This is a genomic window from Snodgrassella alvi, from assembly GCF_002777855.1.
In the GTDB taxonomy this organism is placed as follows: Bacteria; Pseudomonadota; Gammaproteobacteria; order Burkholderiales; family Neisseriaceae; genus Snodgrassella; species Snodgrassella alvi_E.
The window spans coordinates 80,505-94,737 of sequence record NZ_MEIK01000040.1; the positions used below are offsets into that span (position 1 = coordinate 80,505).

Annotated in this window: 18 protein-coding genes; 7 read left to right on the plus strand and 11 right to left on the minus strand. The window is 40.3% G+C overall.

What is annotated here, in order from left to right:
- The first annotated feature begins 13 nt into the window (after positions 1-13).
- Positions 14-1,012 (plus strand): alpha/beta hydrolase family protein, encoded by a 999-nt coding sequence (locus BHC43_RS09305; RefSeq protein ID WP_100157223.1) that lies wholly within the window; start codon positions 14-16, stop codon positions 1,010-1,012.
- A 596-nt stretch (positions 1,013-1,608) separates the two neighbouring features.
- A complete protein-coding gene (locus BHC43_RS09310; RefSeq protein WP_100151689.1) occupies positions 1,609-1,791 on the plus strand; it encodes a hypothetical protein in 183 nt (60 codons plus the stop codon).
- Between the two features lie 202 nt (positions 1,792-1,993).
- Here the strand turns inward: BHC43_RS09310 and BHC43_RS09315 are convergent, their stop codons facing one another.
- The 5 genes from BHC43_RS09315 to BHC43_RS09335 all read right to left on the minus strand — a co-directional run bounded on the left by BHC43_RS09315 (position 1,994) and on the right by BHC43_RS09335 (position 6,396).
- Positions 1,994-2,629: an alpha/beta hydrolase gene (locus BHC43_RS09315; protein ID WP_100151690.1), complete on the minus strand. Its 636-nt coding sequence runs from the start codon at positions 2,627-2,629 to the stop codon at positions 1,994-1,996.
- A gap of 5 nt (positions 2,630-2,634) precedes the next feature.
- Entirely contained in the window at positions 2,635-2,970 is a 336-nt protein-coding gene (locus BHC43_RS09320; RefSeq protein WP_100157224.1) for a (2Fe-2S) ferredoxin domain-containing protein, read from the minus strand.
- A 59-nt stretch (positions 2,971-3,029) separates the two neighbouring features.
- Positions 3,030-3,830 (minus strand): polyamine aminopropyltransferase, encoded by an 801-nt coding sequence (locus tag BHC43_RS09325; protein WP_100157225.1) that lies wholly within the window; start codon positions 3,828-3,830, stop codon positions 3,030-3,032.
- Between the two features lie 619 nt (positions 3,831-4,449).
- Positions 4,450-5,199 carry an NADPH-dependent oxidoreductase gene (locus BHC43_RS09330; protein ID WP_100157226.1) on the minus strand — a complete coding sequence of 250 codons (750 nt, stop codon included), beginning with the start codon at positions 5,197-5,199 and terminating at the stop codon, positions 4,450-4,452.
- Positions 5,200-5,532: 333 nt separating this feature from the next.
- A complete protein-coding gene (locus BHC43_RS09335) occupies positions 5,533-6,396 on the minus strand; it encodes a phosphoribosylaminoimidazolesuccinocarboxamide synthase (RefSeq protein WP_100140322.1) in 864 nt (287 codons plus the stop codon).
- Positions 6,397-6,620: 224 nt separating this feature from the next.
- Here BHC43_RS09335 and BHC43_RS09340 point away from each other — a divergent pair, with 224 nt between their 5' ends.
- The 3 genes from BHC43_RS09340 to BHC43_RS09350 all read left to right on the plus strand — a co-directional run bounded on the left by BHC43_RS09340 (position 6,621) and on the right by BHC43_RS09350 (position 7,723).
- On the plus strand, positions 6,621-6,935 hold the full coding sequence (locus BHC43_RS09340; protein WP_100140529.1) for a DUF883 family protein: 315 nt from the start codon (positions 6,621-6,623) through the stop codon (positions 6,933-6,935).
- A gap of 86 nt (positions 6,936-7,021) precedes the next feature.
- On the plus strand, positions 7,022-7,429 hold the full coding sequence (locus BHC43_RS09345; RefSeq protein WP_100157227.1) for a phage holin family protein: 408 nt from the start codon (positions 7,022-7,024) through the stop codon (positions 7,427-7,429).
- Complete coding sequence (locus tag BHC43_RS09350) at positions 7,430-7,723, plus strand: hypothetical protein (protein ID WP_100140324.1); 294 nt, start codon at positions 7,430-7,432, stop codon at positions 7,721-7,723.
- Positions 7,724-7,829: 106 nt separating this feature from the next.
- Here the strand turns inward: BHC43_RS09350 and dapD are convergent, their stop codons facing one another.
- The 3 genes from dapD to fur are packed head-to-tail and all read right to left on the minus strand — an operon-like array spanning position 7,830 to position 9,901.
- A complete protein-coding gene (dapD, locus tag BHC43_RS09355; RefSeq protein WP_100157228.1) occupies positions 7,830-8,648 on the minus strand; it encodes a 2,3,4,5-tetrahydropyridine-2,6-dicarboxylate N-succinyltransferase in 819 nt (272 codons plus the stop codon).
- Between the two features lie 29 nt (positions 8,649-8,677).
- Positions 8,678-9,442 carry a leucyl/phenylalanyl-tRNA--protein transferase gene (gene aat / locus BHC43_RS09360; RefSeq protein ID WP_100157229.1) on the minus strand — a complete coding sequence of 255 codons (765 nt, stop codon included), beginning with the start codon at positions 9,440-9,442 and terminating at the stop codon, positions 8,678-8,680.
- Positions 9,443-9,466: 24 nt separating this feature from the next.
- Positions 9,467-9,901, minus strand: a complete 435-nt coding sequence (gene fur, locus BHC43_RS09365) for a ferric iron uptake transcriptional regulator (RefSeq protein WP_100140327.1) — start codon at positions 9,899-9,901, stop codon at positions 9,467-9,469.
- Positions 9,902-10,030: 129 nt separating this feature from the next.
- On the opposite strand from fur, the gene BHC43_RS09370 reads away from it, so the two are divergent.
- Both BHC43_RS09370 and dapB read left to right on the plus strand, forming a co-directional pair.
- Positions 10,031-10,411, plus strand: coding sequence for an outer membrane protein assembly factor BamE (locus tag BHC43_RS09370; protein WP_100140530.1), 381 nt, complete (start codon positions 10,031-10,033; stop codon positions 10,409-10,411).
- A gap of 4 nt (positions 10,412-10,415) precedes the next feature.
- Positions 10,416-11,228 carry a 4-hydroxy-tetrahydrodipicolinate reductase gene (dapB, locus tag BHC43_RS09375; RefSeq protein ID WP_100157230.1) on the plus strand — a complete coding sequence of 271 codons (813 nt, stop codon included), beginning with the start codon at positions 10,416-10,418 and terminating at the stop codon, positions 11,226-11,228.
- Positions 11,229-11,316: 88 nt separating this feature from the next.
- Here dapB and BHC43_RS09380 read toward each other — a convergent pair whose 3' ends face one another.
- The 3 genes from BHC43_RS09380 to BHC43_RS09390 all read right to left on the minus strand — a co-directional run bounded on the left by BHC43_RS09380 (position 11,317) and on the right by BHC43_RS09390 (position 13,616).
- Positions 11,317-12,435, minus strand: a complete 1,119-nt coding sequence (locus BHC43_RS09380) for an XRE family transcriptional regulator (RefSeq protein WP_100157231.1) — start codon at positions 12,433-12,435, stop codon at positions 11,317-11,319.
- 26 nt (positions 12,436-12,461) lie between these two features.
- On the minus strand, positions 12,462-13,124 hold the full coding sequence (locus BHC43_RS09385; protein WP_100157232.1) for a hypothetical protein: 663 nt from the start codon (positions 13,122-13,124) through the stop codon (positions 12,462-12,464).
- A 162-nt stretch (positions 13,125-13,286) separates the two neighbouring features.
- Positions 13,287-13,616: a four-helix bundle copper-binding protein gene (locus tag BHC43_RS09390; protein WP_100140329.1), complete on the minus strand. Its 330-nt coding sequence runs from the start codon at positions 13,614-13,616 to the stop codon at positions 13,287-13,289.
- Between the last annotated feature and the right edge of the window lie 617 nt (positions 13,617-14,233).

Genomic DNA, 14,233 nt, shown 5'->3' on the forward strand with positions numbered 1-14,233 from the left:
CAGATTCACTATTATGTTTAGAGTAATAGCATTAATCATATTATTGTTACTATCATCTCTGAGCAATGCCAATAATCTAGGATTTAAAACTTTAACTTTATCAGATATCGATAAAAGAAGAGAAATAAACATCTTTGTAATCTATCCTACTAATTCTGATTCAAAGCCAATTTTATTTGCTGATAGTTCGGTATTTTCAGGTTTTTATGCAATAGAAAATGCCAAACCTATAAACAATACATATCCTTTATTAGTGATATCCCATGGATATGGTGGTAATTGGCGCAACTTAAGCTGGATAGCTTCAAATCTTGCCAAACTAGGATATATTGTTGCTTTGATTGATCATCCAGACATGTCTAAATATAGTAAAACCCCGAAACAAGCTGCACAATTATGGCAAAGACCAATCGATTTACAACGTACTATTACCTTTTTGCAAGAAAATCCTGATTTTGCCGGAAAAGTAGACAACAATAATATCTCATTACTGGGACACTCTTTAGGTGGTTGGACAGTGATGGTCGCTGGCGGTGCTAATTTTAACGTTGCACAGTTTCTTGAGGACTGTCGTATAACTAAGGCTCAGCACGAATGTGAACTAAGTGAAGCGTTAGGGATAAGATCAGATAAGCAATCAGCGTTCAACCATCTGTATGACCTAAGAGTGAAAAAGATTATTACACTAGATACGGGATTTGCTCGAGGGCTGACTAAATCAAGTCTGAAGAGTTTAACCATCCCTACATTAATTATCGGTGCTGAAATCAATATTGGTGACCTACCCGTTGAAATGGAATCAGGTTATCTGGCTGAAAATTTGCCTGTAACCAGATATATTCTGCTTAAAGATGCCATGCATTTCAGTTTCATACAAGAATGTAAAAAAGATGCTTTCAGTATTTTGCCTGAAAAGAATAAAATTATTTGCAAAGATGGATATGGCGTTAGCAGAAAAAATATTCACACCATTATTCTAAAATATATAAAAGAATTTTTAGATGTTAACTAAAATGGTTTCTTATTTAATAACATATTTTCATCAATCTGATTCAGAAATTTGCTGATTGGTTTAATCTTTTTTGTACATTTCTCAATACTCTAAATAATTAAAGCCAGATATATCCAACATTGAGGCATAAAATACTTTCTATACTATACTATGTGACATTGATTTTATCGTTCTATCCGATAACCAAACCACATCATACTAAGCAAAATTAATATTAAAAAGTTTAGATAAATGTTTTATATTATTCTTCAAGTTTGAATATCTCAAATTTCTCAAACTGAACCCTCTCAATTCTATTTGGCAAATTAACAATTGGCCGTGCAAATTTGCTGAATCTTTTTAATGGTATGTTTAAACAATCATTTATTTATTTTAGATAATTATCATTGATGACAAACACTGCTTTATTTATTCTCTTCTACTTTAAGCATGGTTACTTGTACTTCTCTGCTTGAAAGCGGTCAACATATAAAATCTGTGTCGTATATACTACTAAAAATTAAATATTTATATCGTTTACTATAAAAATATTGTGTATAGATATTATTTATACATATAATAAATTTACATTTTTACTAATAATGTAAGGAGAAATAATGAAAAAATGGCTAGCTATACTTTCGATTTCTGCATTTATGATAGGTACGTTCAGTAGTGCAGAAGCGGCACGAGGTCGCCAACCCTGCTCTGGGAAAAAGGGCGGCATCTCGCATTGTTCAAAAGGCAAATTTGTTTGCAAAGATGGCAGTTTAAGTGCTTCTAAAAAGATTTGCAGATAAAAGTATAAAAGGCATAAATTTGATTATGCCTTTTTTATGCGTACTATCAAAACTGATTAGTTTATATTTTAATTTATTTTAAAAGAAAGCATTATCCGCCTGAGCTGAATTTATAATTATAAAAAAATTTTATTTCCTATTAACATTGCATAAATTAGGATGTAATAGTATACATTACACTTTTAATAGCAATTAGAAATAATTATTCAGCTAAAACGGCTGGAAACAACCGCTCAATCCATTGGCGCAATACAATCAGTTTACCGTGGAAAAAGTGGCCGGAACCGGGTATGACCACTACCGGTAAATTCTGTGCTTCAGCCCAGTTCATACTATTCTGCAACGGCACCACTTCGTCTTTCTCACCATGAATCAGCAAGGTTGTGGCCGAATTATAGGCATCTGGTACATCAACTGTATACATCCCGATTGCAGGACCCATCAGCAGTAAGGCATCTGGGCGGGCAGTCAGGGCACTGAATAAGGCCACATAGCCGCCAAAAGAGAAACCTGATAATACCAGTTTAGTCGCCTCGGGATGCTGTGTACGTGCAAAATCCACTACAGCTAAACAGTCTGCTACTTCGCCACGACCATAATCGTGCTCGCCATCGCTATTGCCTACGCCGCGCAGATTGGGCAGATAACAATGAAAACCCAGTGTGGTTAGTGCTTTGGCAGCAGTTTGCACAACTTTGTTGGTATTTAATCCGCCCTGCAACGGATTGGGATGATTAATTACCGCTACACCCCGTGCTGTACCTTGTGCCGGCAAATAAATGGTTTCCAGTCTGCCAACCGGCCCATTAATCCAGATATTGGGTTGTTGCTTCAGCATCTGCTTTACTCACTACTTTCGGGTTTATCTAATAATAAACGGGTAACAACACGGTCGTTGGCCAGTTCTTCATCCAGAATTTCCTGCAAATCAGTTTCATCCACATAGGTATACCACCGCCCTTGTGGATACAATACCATGACTGGCCCTTCATCACAGCGGCCAAGACATCCAGCACTACTGATGCGCAGTTTGCCCACACCCATCAGTCCCATGGCTTTGGCGTGGCCTTTCAGGTAATCTACTGCATCGGCACCAACGTTATCATCGCCACAGCTTTGGCGACAAGGATTGTCGCGCCGGTTGGTGCAGACAAACAAATGTTTGGCATAAAAACTCACATCTTTTCCTTTAATCTGCCTGTTCACGCTGGCTATTTGTATAAGTGTGCCAGTGTGGGTTATTCATCATTAAATGTTAGTGGCTGGCTGGGGTTTTCCTGTTGTGCTTTAATCGCTGCCAGCATGGCGGGTAAGGCAAGATTAAAACGGTCTGCCCGCTGTTGAGCACGTTTTTTTAATTTGCTCCACTCACGCATGGAAGGTGGCTGCTGAAAAGCAAGTACAGCAATATTGCCATGGGTTTCTGCCGGTACCATTAGCACTCGGTTTTCGAACACTTCACGTAAGCGACGCACGAAAGTATGAAAACGCTTGTCCCCCTGCCACCAGTTGGTGACAAATATACCGTTTTCACTCAGTGCCTGCCGACAATCTGCGAAAAATGGTTCGGCAACCAAACTATCGATAATCTGCTCACCATCGAAGCCATCTACTAGGATAATATCAGTATTGCCGCGCAATACTTTGACGTATTCCGCACCATCATCCTCAATAATCTCAAAATGATTGCCTTCATACGGCAGCTCAAACATACTGCGTGCAATGCTGATCACTTGTGGATTAATGTCTACTGCTGTCTGTCGAGTTTCAGGCAGATACGCATCTATCCAACGTGCAAACGAACCCCCACCAAGACCAATCTGAGTAATATGCTGTGGCAATTCATCTACAAACAATAGCCACGCCATCATGGCACGGCTATAAGACAATACGAGCTCAGCAGGATAATCCACATTCATTGAACTTTGTATGGTGGGTGTACCTAAATGCAGAGAGCGTATATTACCTGATTCGGATATACCCACTTCCGGTAATTCATGGCGTGCGGGACGTAAACGGCGATAAGGATGTTGTGGCATAGCGTTTTCCATCATCAGATAACAAATAGGAGGCTTGTTGATACAAGATCAGTAATGGTTTGCTGAAACATAAAAAGATTAAATAGAATAGAACATTATGCTACCCGCTTCATTCTGTGGACGCTGAACTAGCATCAAGCTGACAGCAAAGCTGAATAAATCCATAATCACAGCCTCATTAACCAGACTGGAATGCGCAGTGTTATGGTGAGTCCGTTCTAGCAGGTATTATATAGGGATGGCGGATTTTGTGTTTTATAATATGGTATTTATTTCATGTCGTTGCTTGAGCATTGAATAAGATTTGTTAAAACCCTAATTTATCAATCCTATGCTAGCATATTCAGCGTATCACCCTGGGTTCAAGGTTAAAGTTTTTTCCGTTGCTACTGTAGTGACTCAAGCAAGAAACGCGTGCATTAGCTTATCAGGGTTTTATCACTTTATTATTTTAAACAGAAATGCTAATGAATTTTCTGTTGATTTCACCTGCATTTGCTAAATATCAGAGATAATAAACTTCTTCAAACGCTTTCAGCTATTCTCAATCCAAATTAAAACTATAGAAAAAACCTGCTACATCTAAATTGCAACAGGTTTTTTAATGTTGTTATCGGTTTTAGTACTGGCAAAAACCCTGTTCATGTATCACAGCCAGAATATCATCACGTTTAAAGCGTTTACGTGATATTTTATCGGCTATCTGCTTAGTAAATGAATCAATGCGCTGGTTACTATCGCGTTGGCCATAATAGGTTTCGACAATGGCATCATATTCTGCAAAATTCTGAAGATTGAATTCATCCTGATATTGATTTTCAAAAGAACGCAGTGGCAGTGGCATCCGCGGTTTGACCTGTGTCCGTTTCTCAGGCACACCAACTTGCAGCCCAACTAGAGGAAAAGTCAGCTTCGGCAGCTTCAACATCTGAATAATGGGACGGATATCGTTTTGAATGCTACCCAAATAGACGCTGCCCAGCCCCATACTTTCAGCAGCAATAACCACGTTCTGAGCCGCAATCAGCGTATCTTCCATGCCCTGAATAAATAGATCAGTACTACTTAAGCCATCGTCAGCTAGGCCAAGCTGAGCTCGAATGCGATGATTACGATACATATCCACTACGAAAACCAGTAAGTCCCCGTTTGCACCCACATAATCCAGATGGCAAATAGTACGAATCTGTTCACGCAAATGGCTATCGGTAACCCGGATAATGGAGCATTGCTGTAAAAATTCCGATGTAGGCGCAAAGCGTGCTGCCTCCATCAGACGGGTATATTGTTCATCAGTCAGTGTTTGATTTTTGAAACTGCGTACAGTATGCCGTTGTAACAATAATTCTTCTGTGGCAGAAATATTCATTAGTTCCCCTTAGCATGATTGGTAGTTAAGTACAGAATGAAGGACAATCTGTCTGGACTCTGAAAAGAGAAAACCGATACTAAAGTATTACTGGCACACTGTTAATATCAATCCTGTTAAAATATTATTTCCTATTAAGAAACTCAGAACGGTTTTTTACACTTAAAAAGAGAATTTAGTTAACAAAGAGAAGCACTTTCTGCTTTCTACCAACTTTGTAGTCATATAAGCTGCAATGAAAAATAGGTTTCAGCCAATGTGACAAAAACTAACCTTTACATCCAAACTGGATATTATTGCAAAAGGGCAGCTTTTAGCTGCCCTTTAATTTGTTTATTGTCCGGCAAGTAAATGCAGTGCTTCCTGATATTTAGCCAATGTTTTAGCGATAATCTCTGGCGGTATGTGCGGAGCAGGAGGCTGCTTGTTCCACCCAGATGCGACCAGCCAATCACGAATAAACTGTTTATCAAAAGAAGGCGGATTGGTGCCTACCTGATAATTTTCCACCGACCAGAAACGGCTTGAATCTGGTGTGAGCACTTCATCCATCAAAGTTAAAGTACCATTTTCATCTACACCAAACTCAAATTTAGTATCTGCAATGATAATGCCTTTGCTTCTGGCATAAGCTGCAGCTTCAGTATACAGCTCAATCGCTTTAGTGCTGACCTGCTTAGTGAGCTCTTCGCCCAGTAGTGAAATACATTCTGCCAGAGTGATGTTCTCATCATGGTCTCCAACAGCCGCCTTGCTGGACGGAGTAAAAATCACTTGCGGCAACGCTTCAGCCTCAAGCAGACCAGCAGGTAGTTTAATACCACATACGGCACCCGTTCGCTGGTAATCACGCCAACCGCTACCAGAGAGATAGCCTCTGACAATCGCTTCAATTTTCAATGGTGTTAGTTTTTTTACCACCACTGCCCTTTTGGCCAATTTTTCTGCTTCTTGGTGTGGCAATACATCATAAACCGTCTCACCGGTGAAGTGATTGGGCATGATATGCTTCAGTTTATTAAACCAAAAATTTGAAATCTGAGTAAGAATTTCACCCTTTCCTGTTATAGGTTCAGGTAAAATTACATCAAAAGCAGATAAGCGATCTGTCGCCACCATCAGCATACGCTGCGCGTCAATCTCATATAAATCGCGTACTTTACCCGAATATATTTTTTTCAGTCCCAGCTCAGTCATCTTTCATTCCCATGCAGCAGTTTATTGCTAATATATTAATATCTGTGCAAATGCATATCCTTGTGCTAAGGTAGACATTGTGAAACAGATGTTAGCAGCCAAATTTATTTTAACCGATATTGCCCCCAAGCAGGCACTCTGTATGCAGTAATCGGTCTTTAAAAATTGGCTGCAAATTTTAAACTACCTGATATTTTTTCATGCCCACTGGAAGGAGAATGACCATGGCTGATTTTGATGCACAGAAAAAAGATTTAATGAGAGAAGTACGTTCAGTACTGGATGAAGTAGAAGATTTATATGAAAAAGCTGGCGACAACGGTTCAGATCAGGCCAAAGCACTGAAAGACCAGTTGCGCAAAAAACTGGGTAATACAAAATCCAAACTAAGTGAGCTGGAAAGCACCATTGCCGACAAAGCCCGTGCCACAGCTGAACGCACAGATGAGCTGGTACGTGAACAGCCGTATTATGCAATGGGTATCGCTGCTGCTGCAGGCTTTATTGCCGGCATTTTGCTCGGACGCTGTCGCGGCTAATCATTACCAGCATAGTCTCCATTCAGGCAATCCGGTAATTTCACCGCTTGCCTGAATATTATTCACTTTTTAACGGATACCATTGCATGAGTATTGGCAATATTGGCCGCGATTTGAGTCAGCTAAAAATCTGGCTTGCTTATGGCAGTGAACTGCTGTGGATTCGTCTGCGCATGCTGCGTCTGGATGCCATTGCCCAACTACAAAGCATCATTGTACTGCTGATACTGGCAGTATTGGTTGGGGCAATGTTTTTTCTCGGCTTTATCAGCCTGTTATTTGGTCTGAATGCAGTATTGGAGCCGGAAACTAAGGTTTGGGTGTTTTTTGGTCTGGCCATATTGTTTTTATTGTTAATCTTATTGCTGACTATCGTTATAGTAAAACTTATACGCAAACAAAGTCAGTTTATGACGCAGACCCTGTCAGCTATTACAGAAGACATCAGTTACCTGAGAGGTGGCAGCCATAGCAGAATTGACGGAGAACAATAAATGAGTAAATCCGACAAACTGAATCTTGCCCAGCAGCGTGAACTGCTGAATCTTCAGGCACAGAGTGCACGGTTGAAATTAATGGCAGAACAATTGAAAAACGGCCACTCCACTAGCAAATCAAACTTGTGGCAGCGCTCACTGAATATAGTAGACAAAATTCCAGCTGGCAGTCTGGCATTGAAATTGGCCAATAAACCCAGACGCTGGCGAAACAAAATTCTGGTCGGTGCCTTATTAACTACTGCTACCCTTATCGCTAGTAAAATCAGTCAGTCTCTTCGTCAGCAATAAATACACAGATTCTCTACGACTGAATTTTGATGGTATGCTCGCTGCCACCATCCAAAACAAATCCTCTTACGGTGCGTAAGAGGATTTGTTATTGCAAAAGAAAAAATTAAATTCCGCGTAAAAGTTCATTCACACTGGTTTTAGCACGAGTTTTTGCATCTACTTTTTTCACAATCACAGCACAATACAGACTATGGCTGCCATCTTTTGCCGGCAGACTGCCGGACACCACCACCGAACCAGCAGGTACACGGCCATAGGTAATTTCACCGCTTTCACGGTCGTAGATTTTAGTAGATTGTCCAATGAATACACCCATGGAAATTACACTGCCTTCTTCGACAATCACGCCTTCAACAATCTCACTACGCGCACCGATAAAGCAATTATCTTCAATAATAGTAGGTGCCGCTTGCAATGGTTCAAGCACCCCACCGATACCAACACCACCACTTAAATGAACATGCTTACCAATCTGAGCACAAGAGCCTACCGTAGCCCAAGTGTCTACCATCGTACCTTCATCAACAAACGCACCGATGTTCACAAATGAAGGCATCAGTACCACATTTTTACCGATATGGCTGCCGGCACGCACTACCGCACCCGGTACCGCACGAAAACCTGCCTGCTGAAAGTCAGCCTTACCCCACAGAGCAAATTTGGTTGGCACTTTATCAAAATAGCGACCCACCCCATCATCGGTAACCACATTGTCACTGATACGGAAAGACAGCAACACAGCCTTTTTAGCCCATTCATTTACCTGCCACTGATTCCCCTGCTTCTCAGCCACACGCAGGCGGCCACTATCCAATTGCTGCAAGGTTTCATTTACTGCTTCTTTCACTTCGGCTGATACCGATGCCGGCGTGATTTCAGCACGATTATCAAACGCTGTTTCTATCACTTGTTGTAAAGACATAAAACAATTCCTATCATCAATGATTCAGTTCAGGTAATGGGCAACGGAACAACACCATTGCCGGCCAGCAAACGCGGTTCAGGCGGCTGTGGCAAAGATTGGGGATTATATTGAAGCAGACAAGCCGAAAAATCGGCAAACGGAATTTCGCGTCCGCCAAAGCTGGCCAGATAGCTGGTATACACCTGACAATCAATCATGGGTACACCTTGCTGCTGAAGATAGCGCACTGCATGCACAAAGGCAATTTTGGAAGCATCAGCTGCATGGGCAAACATGGATTCGCCATAAAAAACACGCCCAATCAAAACACCGTACAATCCACCGGCTAGATAAGGCTGCTCGTCGGCATGCTGATACCAGCATTCAAATGAACATGCATGTTGCATCTGATACAACGCACGATAAGCATATTGCATTTCGGGTACCAGCCATGTACCGTTCTGTCCGGGACGCGGTGTCTGTGCACAGTTGCTCAGCACCTGCCGGAAAGCATAATTCATGGTTACAGCATAAGACTTATTGCGCAGATTTTTAGCCAGTGAGCGGCTAATTTTCAGCTCATCCGGAAACAGTACCATTCGCTGCGCGAAGGACCACCACATGATAGGCTCATCCGAGCCATACCACGGAAAAATACCTTGCCGGTATGCAGCCAGTATTCTTGCCGGCTGTAAATCGCCGCCAATCGCTACCAGACCATCACGCTCGCGCTGAGCGGTTTCTAAATCGGGAAAATCCAGATTGGTGCTACTCAGTTGCGGAATAATCGGCCGATAAGCAGTCTGACTCATACTAGACAGTCCTGCCAGAATTATTTACAGATATTTAGTGTCAAATTGCTGACACTCACTGCATACCCCATACATATATAGGGCATGGTCAACAATACGATAGCCATTATCGTCGGCAATTTTCTTTTGTAGCTTTTCAATTTCTTCACTACAAAATTCAGTAACTTTGCCACATTTAATACACACCAGATGATCATGGTGGCCGCCACGATTTAGTTCATAAACTGCCTTGCCGGTTTCAAAATGATGGCGCAGCAGGATATTGGCCTGTTCAAACTGTGTCAGAACACGATAGATAGTAGCCACACCAATTTCCACACCCTCATCCAGCAGACGACGATAGACATCTTCCGCACTTAGGTGTTGTTCGGGCTGCGATTCAAATAGCTCCAGAATCTTCAGTCTGGGGCCTGTCACCTTTAAACCGTTATCTTTCAGTTGAGCTACATTGTTATTCATGATGCTTATTTCACCACTAGCTGATAATACTCGCTATAATACGCACTTTTAAGGCAATTGCCCACTCGGTGTCATACAATGTTGCCACCGCCATTGCTAACTGTTTCGACCCAGCTCCGAGGTATCAGCATGAAAAAAATCTACTGCCTGCTGGCCGTGGCCATACTGGGCCTAAGTGCCTGCACCACAGCCAAACTGGCACAAATTCCTTCCTACAAACTGAAAATTGTACAAGGAAATGAGCTTGACCAAAACGTAGTGAATTCATTACAACCCGGCATGAGCCGCGAACAGGTACAGATGCTGCTGGGCACACCGTTGCTGCGTGACCCCTTTCATGCCAATCGCTGGGATTACGTGTTTGTAGTTACCCGTGCCAGCCACGTGGAAGAAGAAAAGAAACTCACCCTTTATTTTGATGCCAATGGCAACTTGATTCATGCTGAAGGAGACGCGCTGACCGCACAACCACAGCCAGTGCCCACAACACTCTTCACCCCATCGGAGTAAATGTATGTCTACATCCCGCCTGAGAATTGCCGTAGCCGGCGCCAACGGCCGTATGGGTCGAGCCCTTATTCAGAGTATCAGCCAGCGTCACGATTGCGTATTGAGTGGAGCACTTGAACACAATGGCTCACCAGCCATCGGGCTGGATGCCGGATTTGCCATTGGGCTGGAACTGGGTGTCAGCATTTGTCACGACCCTGAAAAAGTGCTGGACAATACCGATGTACTGATAGATTTCAGCAAACCCGAATCCACGCTTAGTAATCTCGCCATCTGCGAACGGCTTGGCGTAAAAGATGTTATCGGCACAACCGGATTCGACGAAGCCGGCAAACAGCGCATCAGTGACGCAGCGCAAACAATTGGCATTGTCTTTGCACCCAATTTCAGCGTTGGCGTCAACCTTACCTTTGCTTTATTAAATACAGCCGCTCGAGTTTTAAACGAAGGCTATGATATTGAAATCATTGAAGCGCATCATCGTCATAAAGTAGATGCACCGTCTGGCACAGCATTGCGTATGGGCGAGGTCATAGCCGATGCACTGGGTCGAGACCTAAAAACTTGTGCTATCTATGGCCGCGAAGGCCATACCGGCCCACGTGACCCGCAGACCATTGGTTTTTCCACCATCCGTGCCGGCGACATTGTTGGCGACCACACTGCCTTATTTGCTACAGATGGTGAACGCGTAGAAATTAGCCACAAAGCTTCCAGCCGTGCTACTTTTGCCAACGGAGCCGTACGCGCTGCCGTCTGGCTGCGCCAGCATGAGCAAGGACTTTTTGATATGCAAGATGTGCTTAATTTAAAATAATCTTTAAATCATAAAGGTTAGTAAGCTTTTGTTACTAACCTTTTTATCTTGAATTTAAATGTAAATCAGTTGTATATTTATACACTACTTACTTAATTAGTTTTAGATGATACATAGAATGTGGCTTATTGGAGACCAAGCCAAATGTAAGATCTGCAATATCCTTAAAATCTATATTCAACTCATTTGCTATATCATCGATAGAAATCTTATCTTCTTCCAAATAATTAAATAATTGTTGCCATACATTGGATTCATCTCTACGCATAGGCTGAGGCTCTGTTTTTCTAAATCCAGATATAGCTATTTTTGGACATAATACTCTTGTATATATCCAATCAGAAATTATTTCTAATTTATATAATCTATAAGCAATCGCCGCAACTGAAACTCCAAAGACTTTTTTTAATTCAATTAGTTGCTCTATATTAGTAATTGATTGTTTTCGGATAGGTAATAATGCATCTTTGGGCATAAGAAATGCTGAAGCAAAATCATTTGCTTCTTTTTCAATAGGTCTTTTGTCACTCAACCCTTCCTCTGAAAGAAAATCAGAAACTGTTTCATCGGTTAAATTTGAATTATGTTTCATATTGTACACATCTCGAACTAAATGCCCTAGTTCATGTGCGCAATCAAACCTACTACGTTCAGCAGATTTCATCGTATTTAAAAAAACAAAAGGAGTATGTTCGTTCCAAGTACAGAAAGCATCTACTTCTAATGCATCAATAGCTAATGAAAAAACTCTGACCCCTTTTGATTCAAGCAATTCGACCATATTAGCTATAGGATGAATACCTAATCCCCATTTTGATCTTAATATTTGAGCTGCATCTTCAGGATTAAATTGAGATAAATCTGGTAAATCAGCTTTATTAAGCTCAAATCGCTTTTCAACCCAATCATTGAGCATGAAGGCAATAACGCCAAACGATTTTGCTTGATTTTTCAATCTATTAGATATTCTAGATTGAGCACGAAAGCTTACTTGGAAATCATTTAATAAAGGTAATTCACCCATGTCTTCAAAAAAAGCTGGAGAGAATTTGAGAATTCTACCTAACTTTTGTAGTACATCCGGGCTAATTGGCTTTTTTATATAATTATTAATTGTTCTTGGAGTAACCTCTAAAGCTTTTGCTAGCTCGGTACGAGTGAACCCGCGCCGGTCTAAAGCGAATTTAAGCCGACGGCGATTAATCATAATTGCACCTATTTAAAATATTATAATTATAAAGATTTTCGCTTTATTAGACCATTGTCTATTTGAGCAGGTTTTGGCAACTGAGCAATGGTGTTACTACTAAACGTATTATAATTAAATGTAGGTAAAATAATTCGTTTTTCCCATTCTTCTACATGGCCTTTTGAAAAATTTCGGGGTATAGAAAGCTCTATATTTAATTTATCCGAATCGAAATGAAGCAATAGAATATAAATCTTGGTATGTTGATCAAAATAAAACTGGGGGTCAGAATGTGCTTTACTTAATTCAGAACCTTTTTTTGCAGAATTTGTAGGATGGCCCTTTTTTTTACCTACATCTTCGTTTCCTAAAGTTACATATATTGCATTAGTTTTATTCGGAGTGATGGTAAATGATATATCACCACGACCTTCATACGATGTCCAGCCATATGGAACTAATTTATTTCTTAAAAAAGTAACGACAGAAGAAGAAATAATATTTTTAAAAGCAGATTTTGGTGCAGTAGGAGCTCTAAGATTTTGCGTATCTATTAATGCTTCTTGTAAAACATTTTTAAATAAATCAGGTGTTAACACTGTATTGATAGCTTTTAATTCTTCGCGAACCAGTTGTTCATCATTGATAAAAGTACAATTGGATAACGGATTAAAATTTTCAAGTTTAAAGAGATTATCAGTAGCCATACTATTTCTCATTTATTGACATCAATTTGATGCATGATAATAGGAAAAATTAACTAAGTCAATATTAATTAAACAAAAAATATAAAAAATTGGTGTTCTTTTAAGCTATTTACCAAACAAAAACCATTGTCGGCGACAATGGTAGAATGAATTTTTATATATTCAGGCAGCCATAGCCATACATTTGTCGGCACAATTTTTGCAGGCTTCAGCGCAGCGCTGGCAGTGATCCATTTTAAAACGACCACATTCCTGCGCACAGGCGCGGCAAACCTCAGCACATAACTGGCATACCTGCACTACGAACGGGCTATTCATACACATGAAATTTACTGCCAATGAACACATGGCCGCACACTGCATATCCAGATGAATACATTTAGCCATCATTTTTACATCATCTTCTTGCAGACAAGCAGTGGAACAATACTGACACAGAGCAATACAACGGTTGCATGCTTCTACGCATTCTTTAAACTGGCGGGCATCCATAATTATTATCCTTTTTAACAATTGATTGATTTAACAAGGGAAATCAAAACCAGTCTATAAAATCATCACGCATATTGCAATGCGGTTCGATGTAAATAAAATCATGAATTAGCTAGAATAAATTAAGTTTTAACAGCAATTAATCAATCTCTGCCAAATTTTCTTCTCCGCTTCCGTCTCGCTTAAATAAATATTAAATAAAATTATCGTCTATCTATAAGCCAAGCAAACAATGTTGATTAGCAATTTTTACTGGTTACCATTTCCCTGGCTTTTCATGGCAGACCCAAACGCCATGAGCATCGAATCCAGAGCGTACTTACCAGAAAAAATTATTATCATGCTGAAAATTTAACGCATTAGAATGTATATTTTTTACACTGCTCATCTGGTTTCGCAATTACGTTGCATTTTTAGGTTTGGTGCAGATCATGTATCTAGTTTAAATGAACATTTAATTTAAATACGTTTTCTTATAACAAAACCATTTGCAATTAATATTTACTATTGCTTAAAAAATCTGATGGAAACAAGCATTCACATAATTGAGAATGACTGCCAATTTCAACTATGCAACCTGAAAATGATATTTATCATTATCTTTAAAAAATATCTAT

Bases quoted from the DNA above. Each gene is read 5' to 3' on its own strand.
- BHC43_RS09305 (WP_100157223.1), top strand. From the start codon at position 14: ATGTTTAGAGTAATAGCATTAATCATATTATTGTTACTATCATCTCTG.
- BHC43_RS09310 (WP_100151689.1), top strand. From the start codon at position 1,609: ATGAAAAAATGGCTAGCTATACTTTCGATTTCTGCATTTATGATAGGT.
- BHC43_RS09315 (WP_100151690.1), bottom strand. From the start codon at position 2,629: ATGCTGAAGCAACAACCCAATATCTGGATTAATGGGCCGGTTGGCAGA.
- BHC43_RS09325 (WP_100157225.1), bottom strand. From the start codon at position 3,830: ATGCCACAACATCCTTATCGCCGTTTACGTCCCGCACGCCATGAATTA.
- BHC43_RS09330 (WP_100157226.1), bottom strand. From the start codon at position 5,199: ATGAATATTTCTGCCACAGAAGAATTATTGTTACAACGGCATACTGTA.
- BHC43_RS09335 (WP_100140322.1), bottom strand. From the start codon at position 6,396: ATGACTGAGCTGGGACTGAAAAAAATATATTCGGGTAAAGTACGCGAT.
- BHC43_RS09340 (WP_100140529.1), top strand. From the start codon at position 6,621: ATGGCTGATTTTGATGCACAGAAAAAAGATTTAATGAGAGAAGTACGT.
- BHC43_RS09345 (WP_100157227.1), top strand. From the start codon at position 7,022: ATGAGTATTGGCAATATTGGCCGCGATTTGAGTCAGCTAAAAATCTGG.
- BHC43_RS09350 (WP_100140324.1), top strand. From the start codon at position 7,430: ATGAGTAAATCCGACAAACTGAATCTTGCCCAGCAGCGTGAACTGCTG.
- dapD (WP_100157228.1), bottom strand. From the start codon at position 8,648: ATGTCTTTACAACAAGTGATAGAAACAGCGTTTGATAATCGTGCTGAA.
- aat (WP_100157229.1), bottom strand. From the start codon at position 9,442: ATGAGTCAGACTGCTTATCGGCCGATTATTCCGCAACTGAGTAGCACC.
- fur (WP_100140327.1), bottom strand. From the start codon at position 9,901: ATGAATAACAATGTAGCTCAACTGAAAGATAACGGTTTAAAGGTGACA.
- BHC43_RS09370 (WP_100140530.1), top strand. From the start codon at position 10,031: ATGAAAAAAATCTACTGCCTGCTGGCCGTGGCCATACTGGGCCTAAGT.
- dapB (WP_100157230.1), top strand. From the start codon at position 10,416: ATGTCTACATCCCGCCTGAGAATTGCCGTAGCCGGCGCCAACGGCCGT.
- BHC43_RS09380 (WP_100157231.1), bottom strand. From the start codon at position 12,435: ATGATTAATCGCCGTCGGCTTAAATTCGCTTTAGACCGGCGCGGGTTC.
- BHC43_RS09385 (WP_100157232.1), bottom strand. From the start codon at position 13,124: ATGGCTACTGATAATCTCTTTAAACTTGAAAATTTTAATCCGTTATCC.
- BHC43_RS09390 (WP_100140329.1), bottom strand. From the start codon at position 13,616: ATGGATGCCCGCCAGTTTAAAGAATGCGTAGAAGCATGCAACCGTTGT.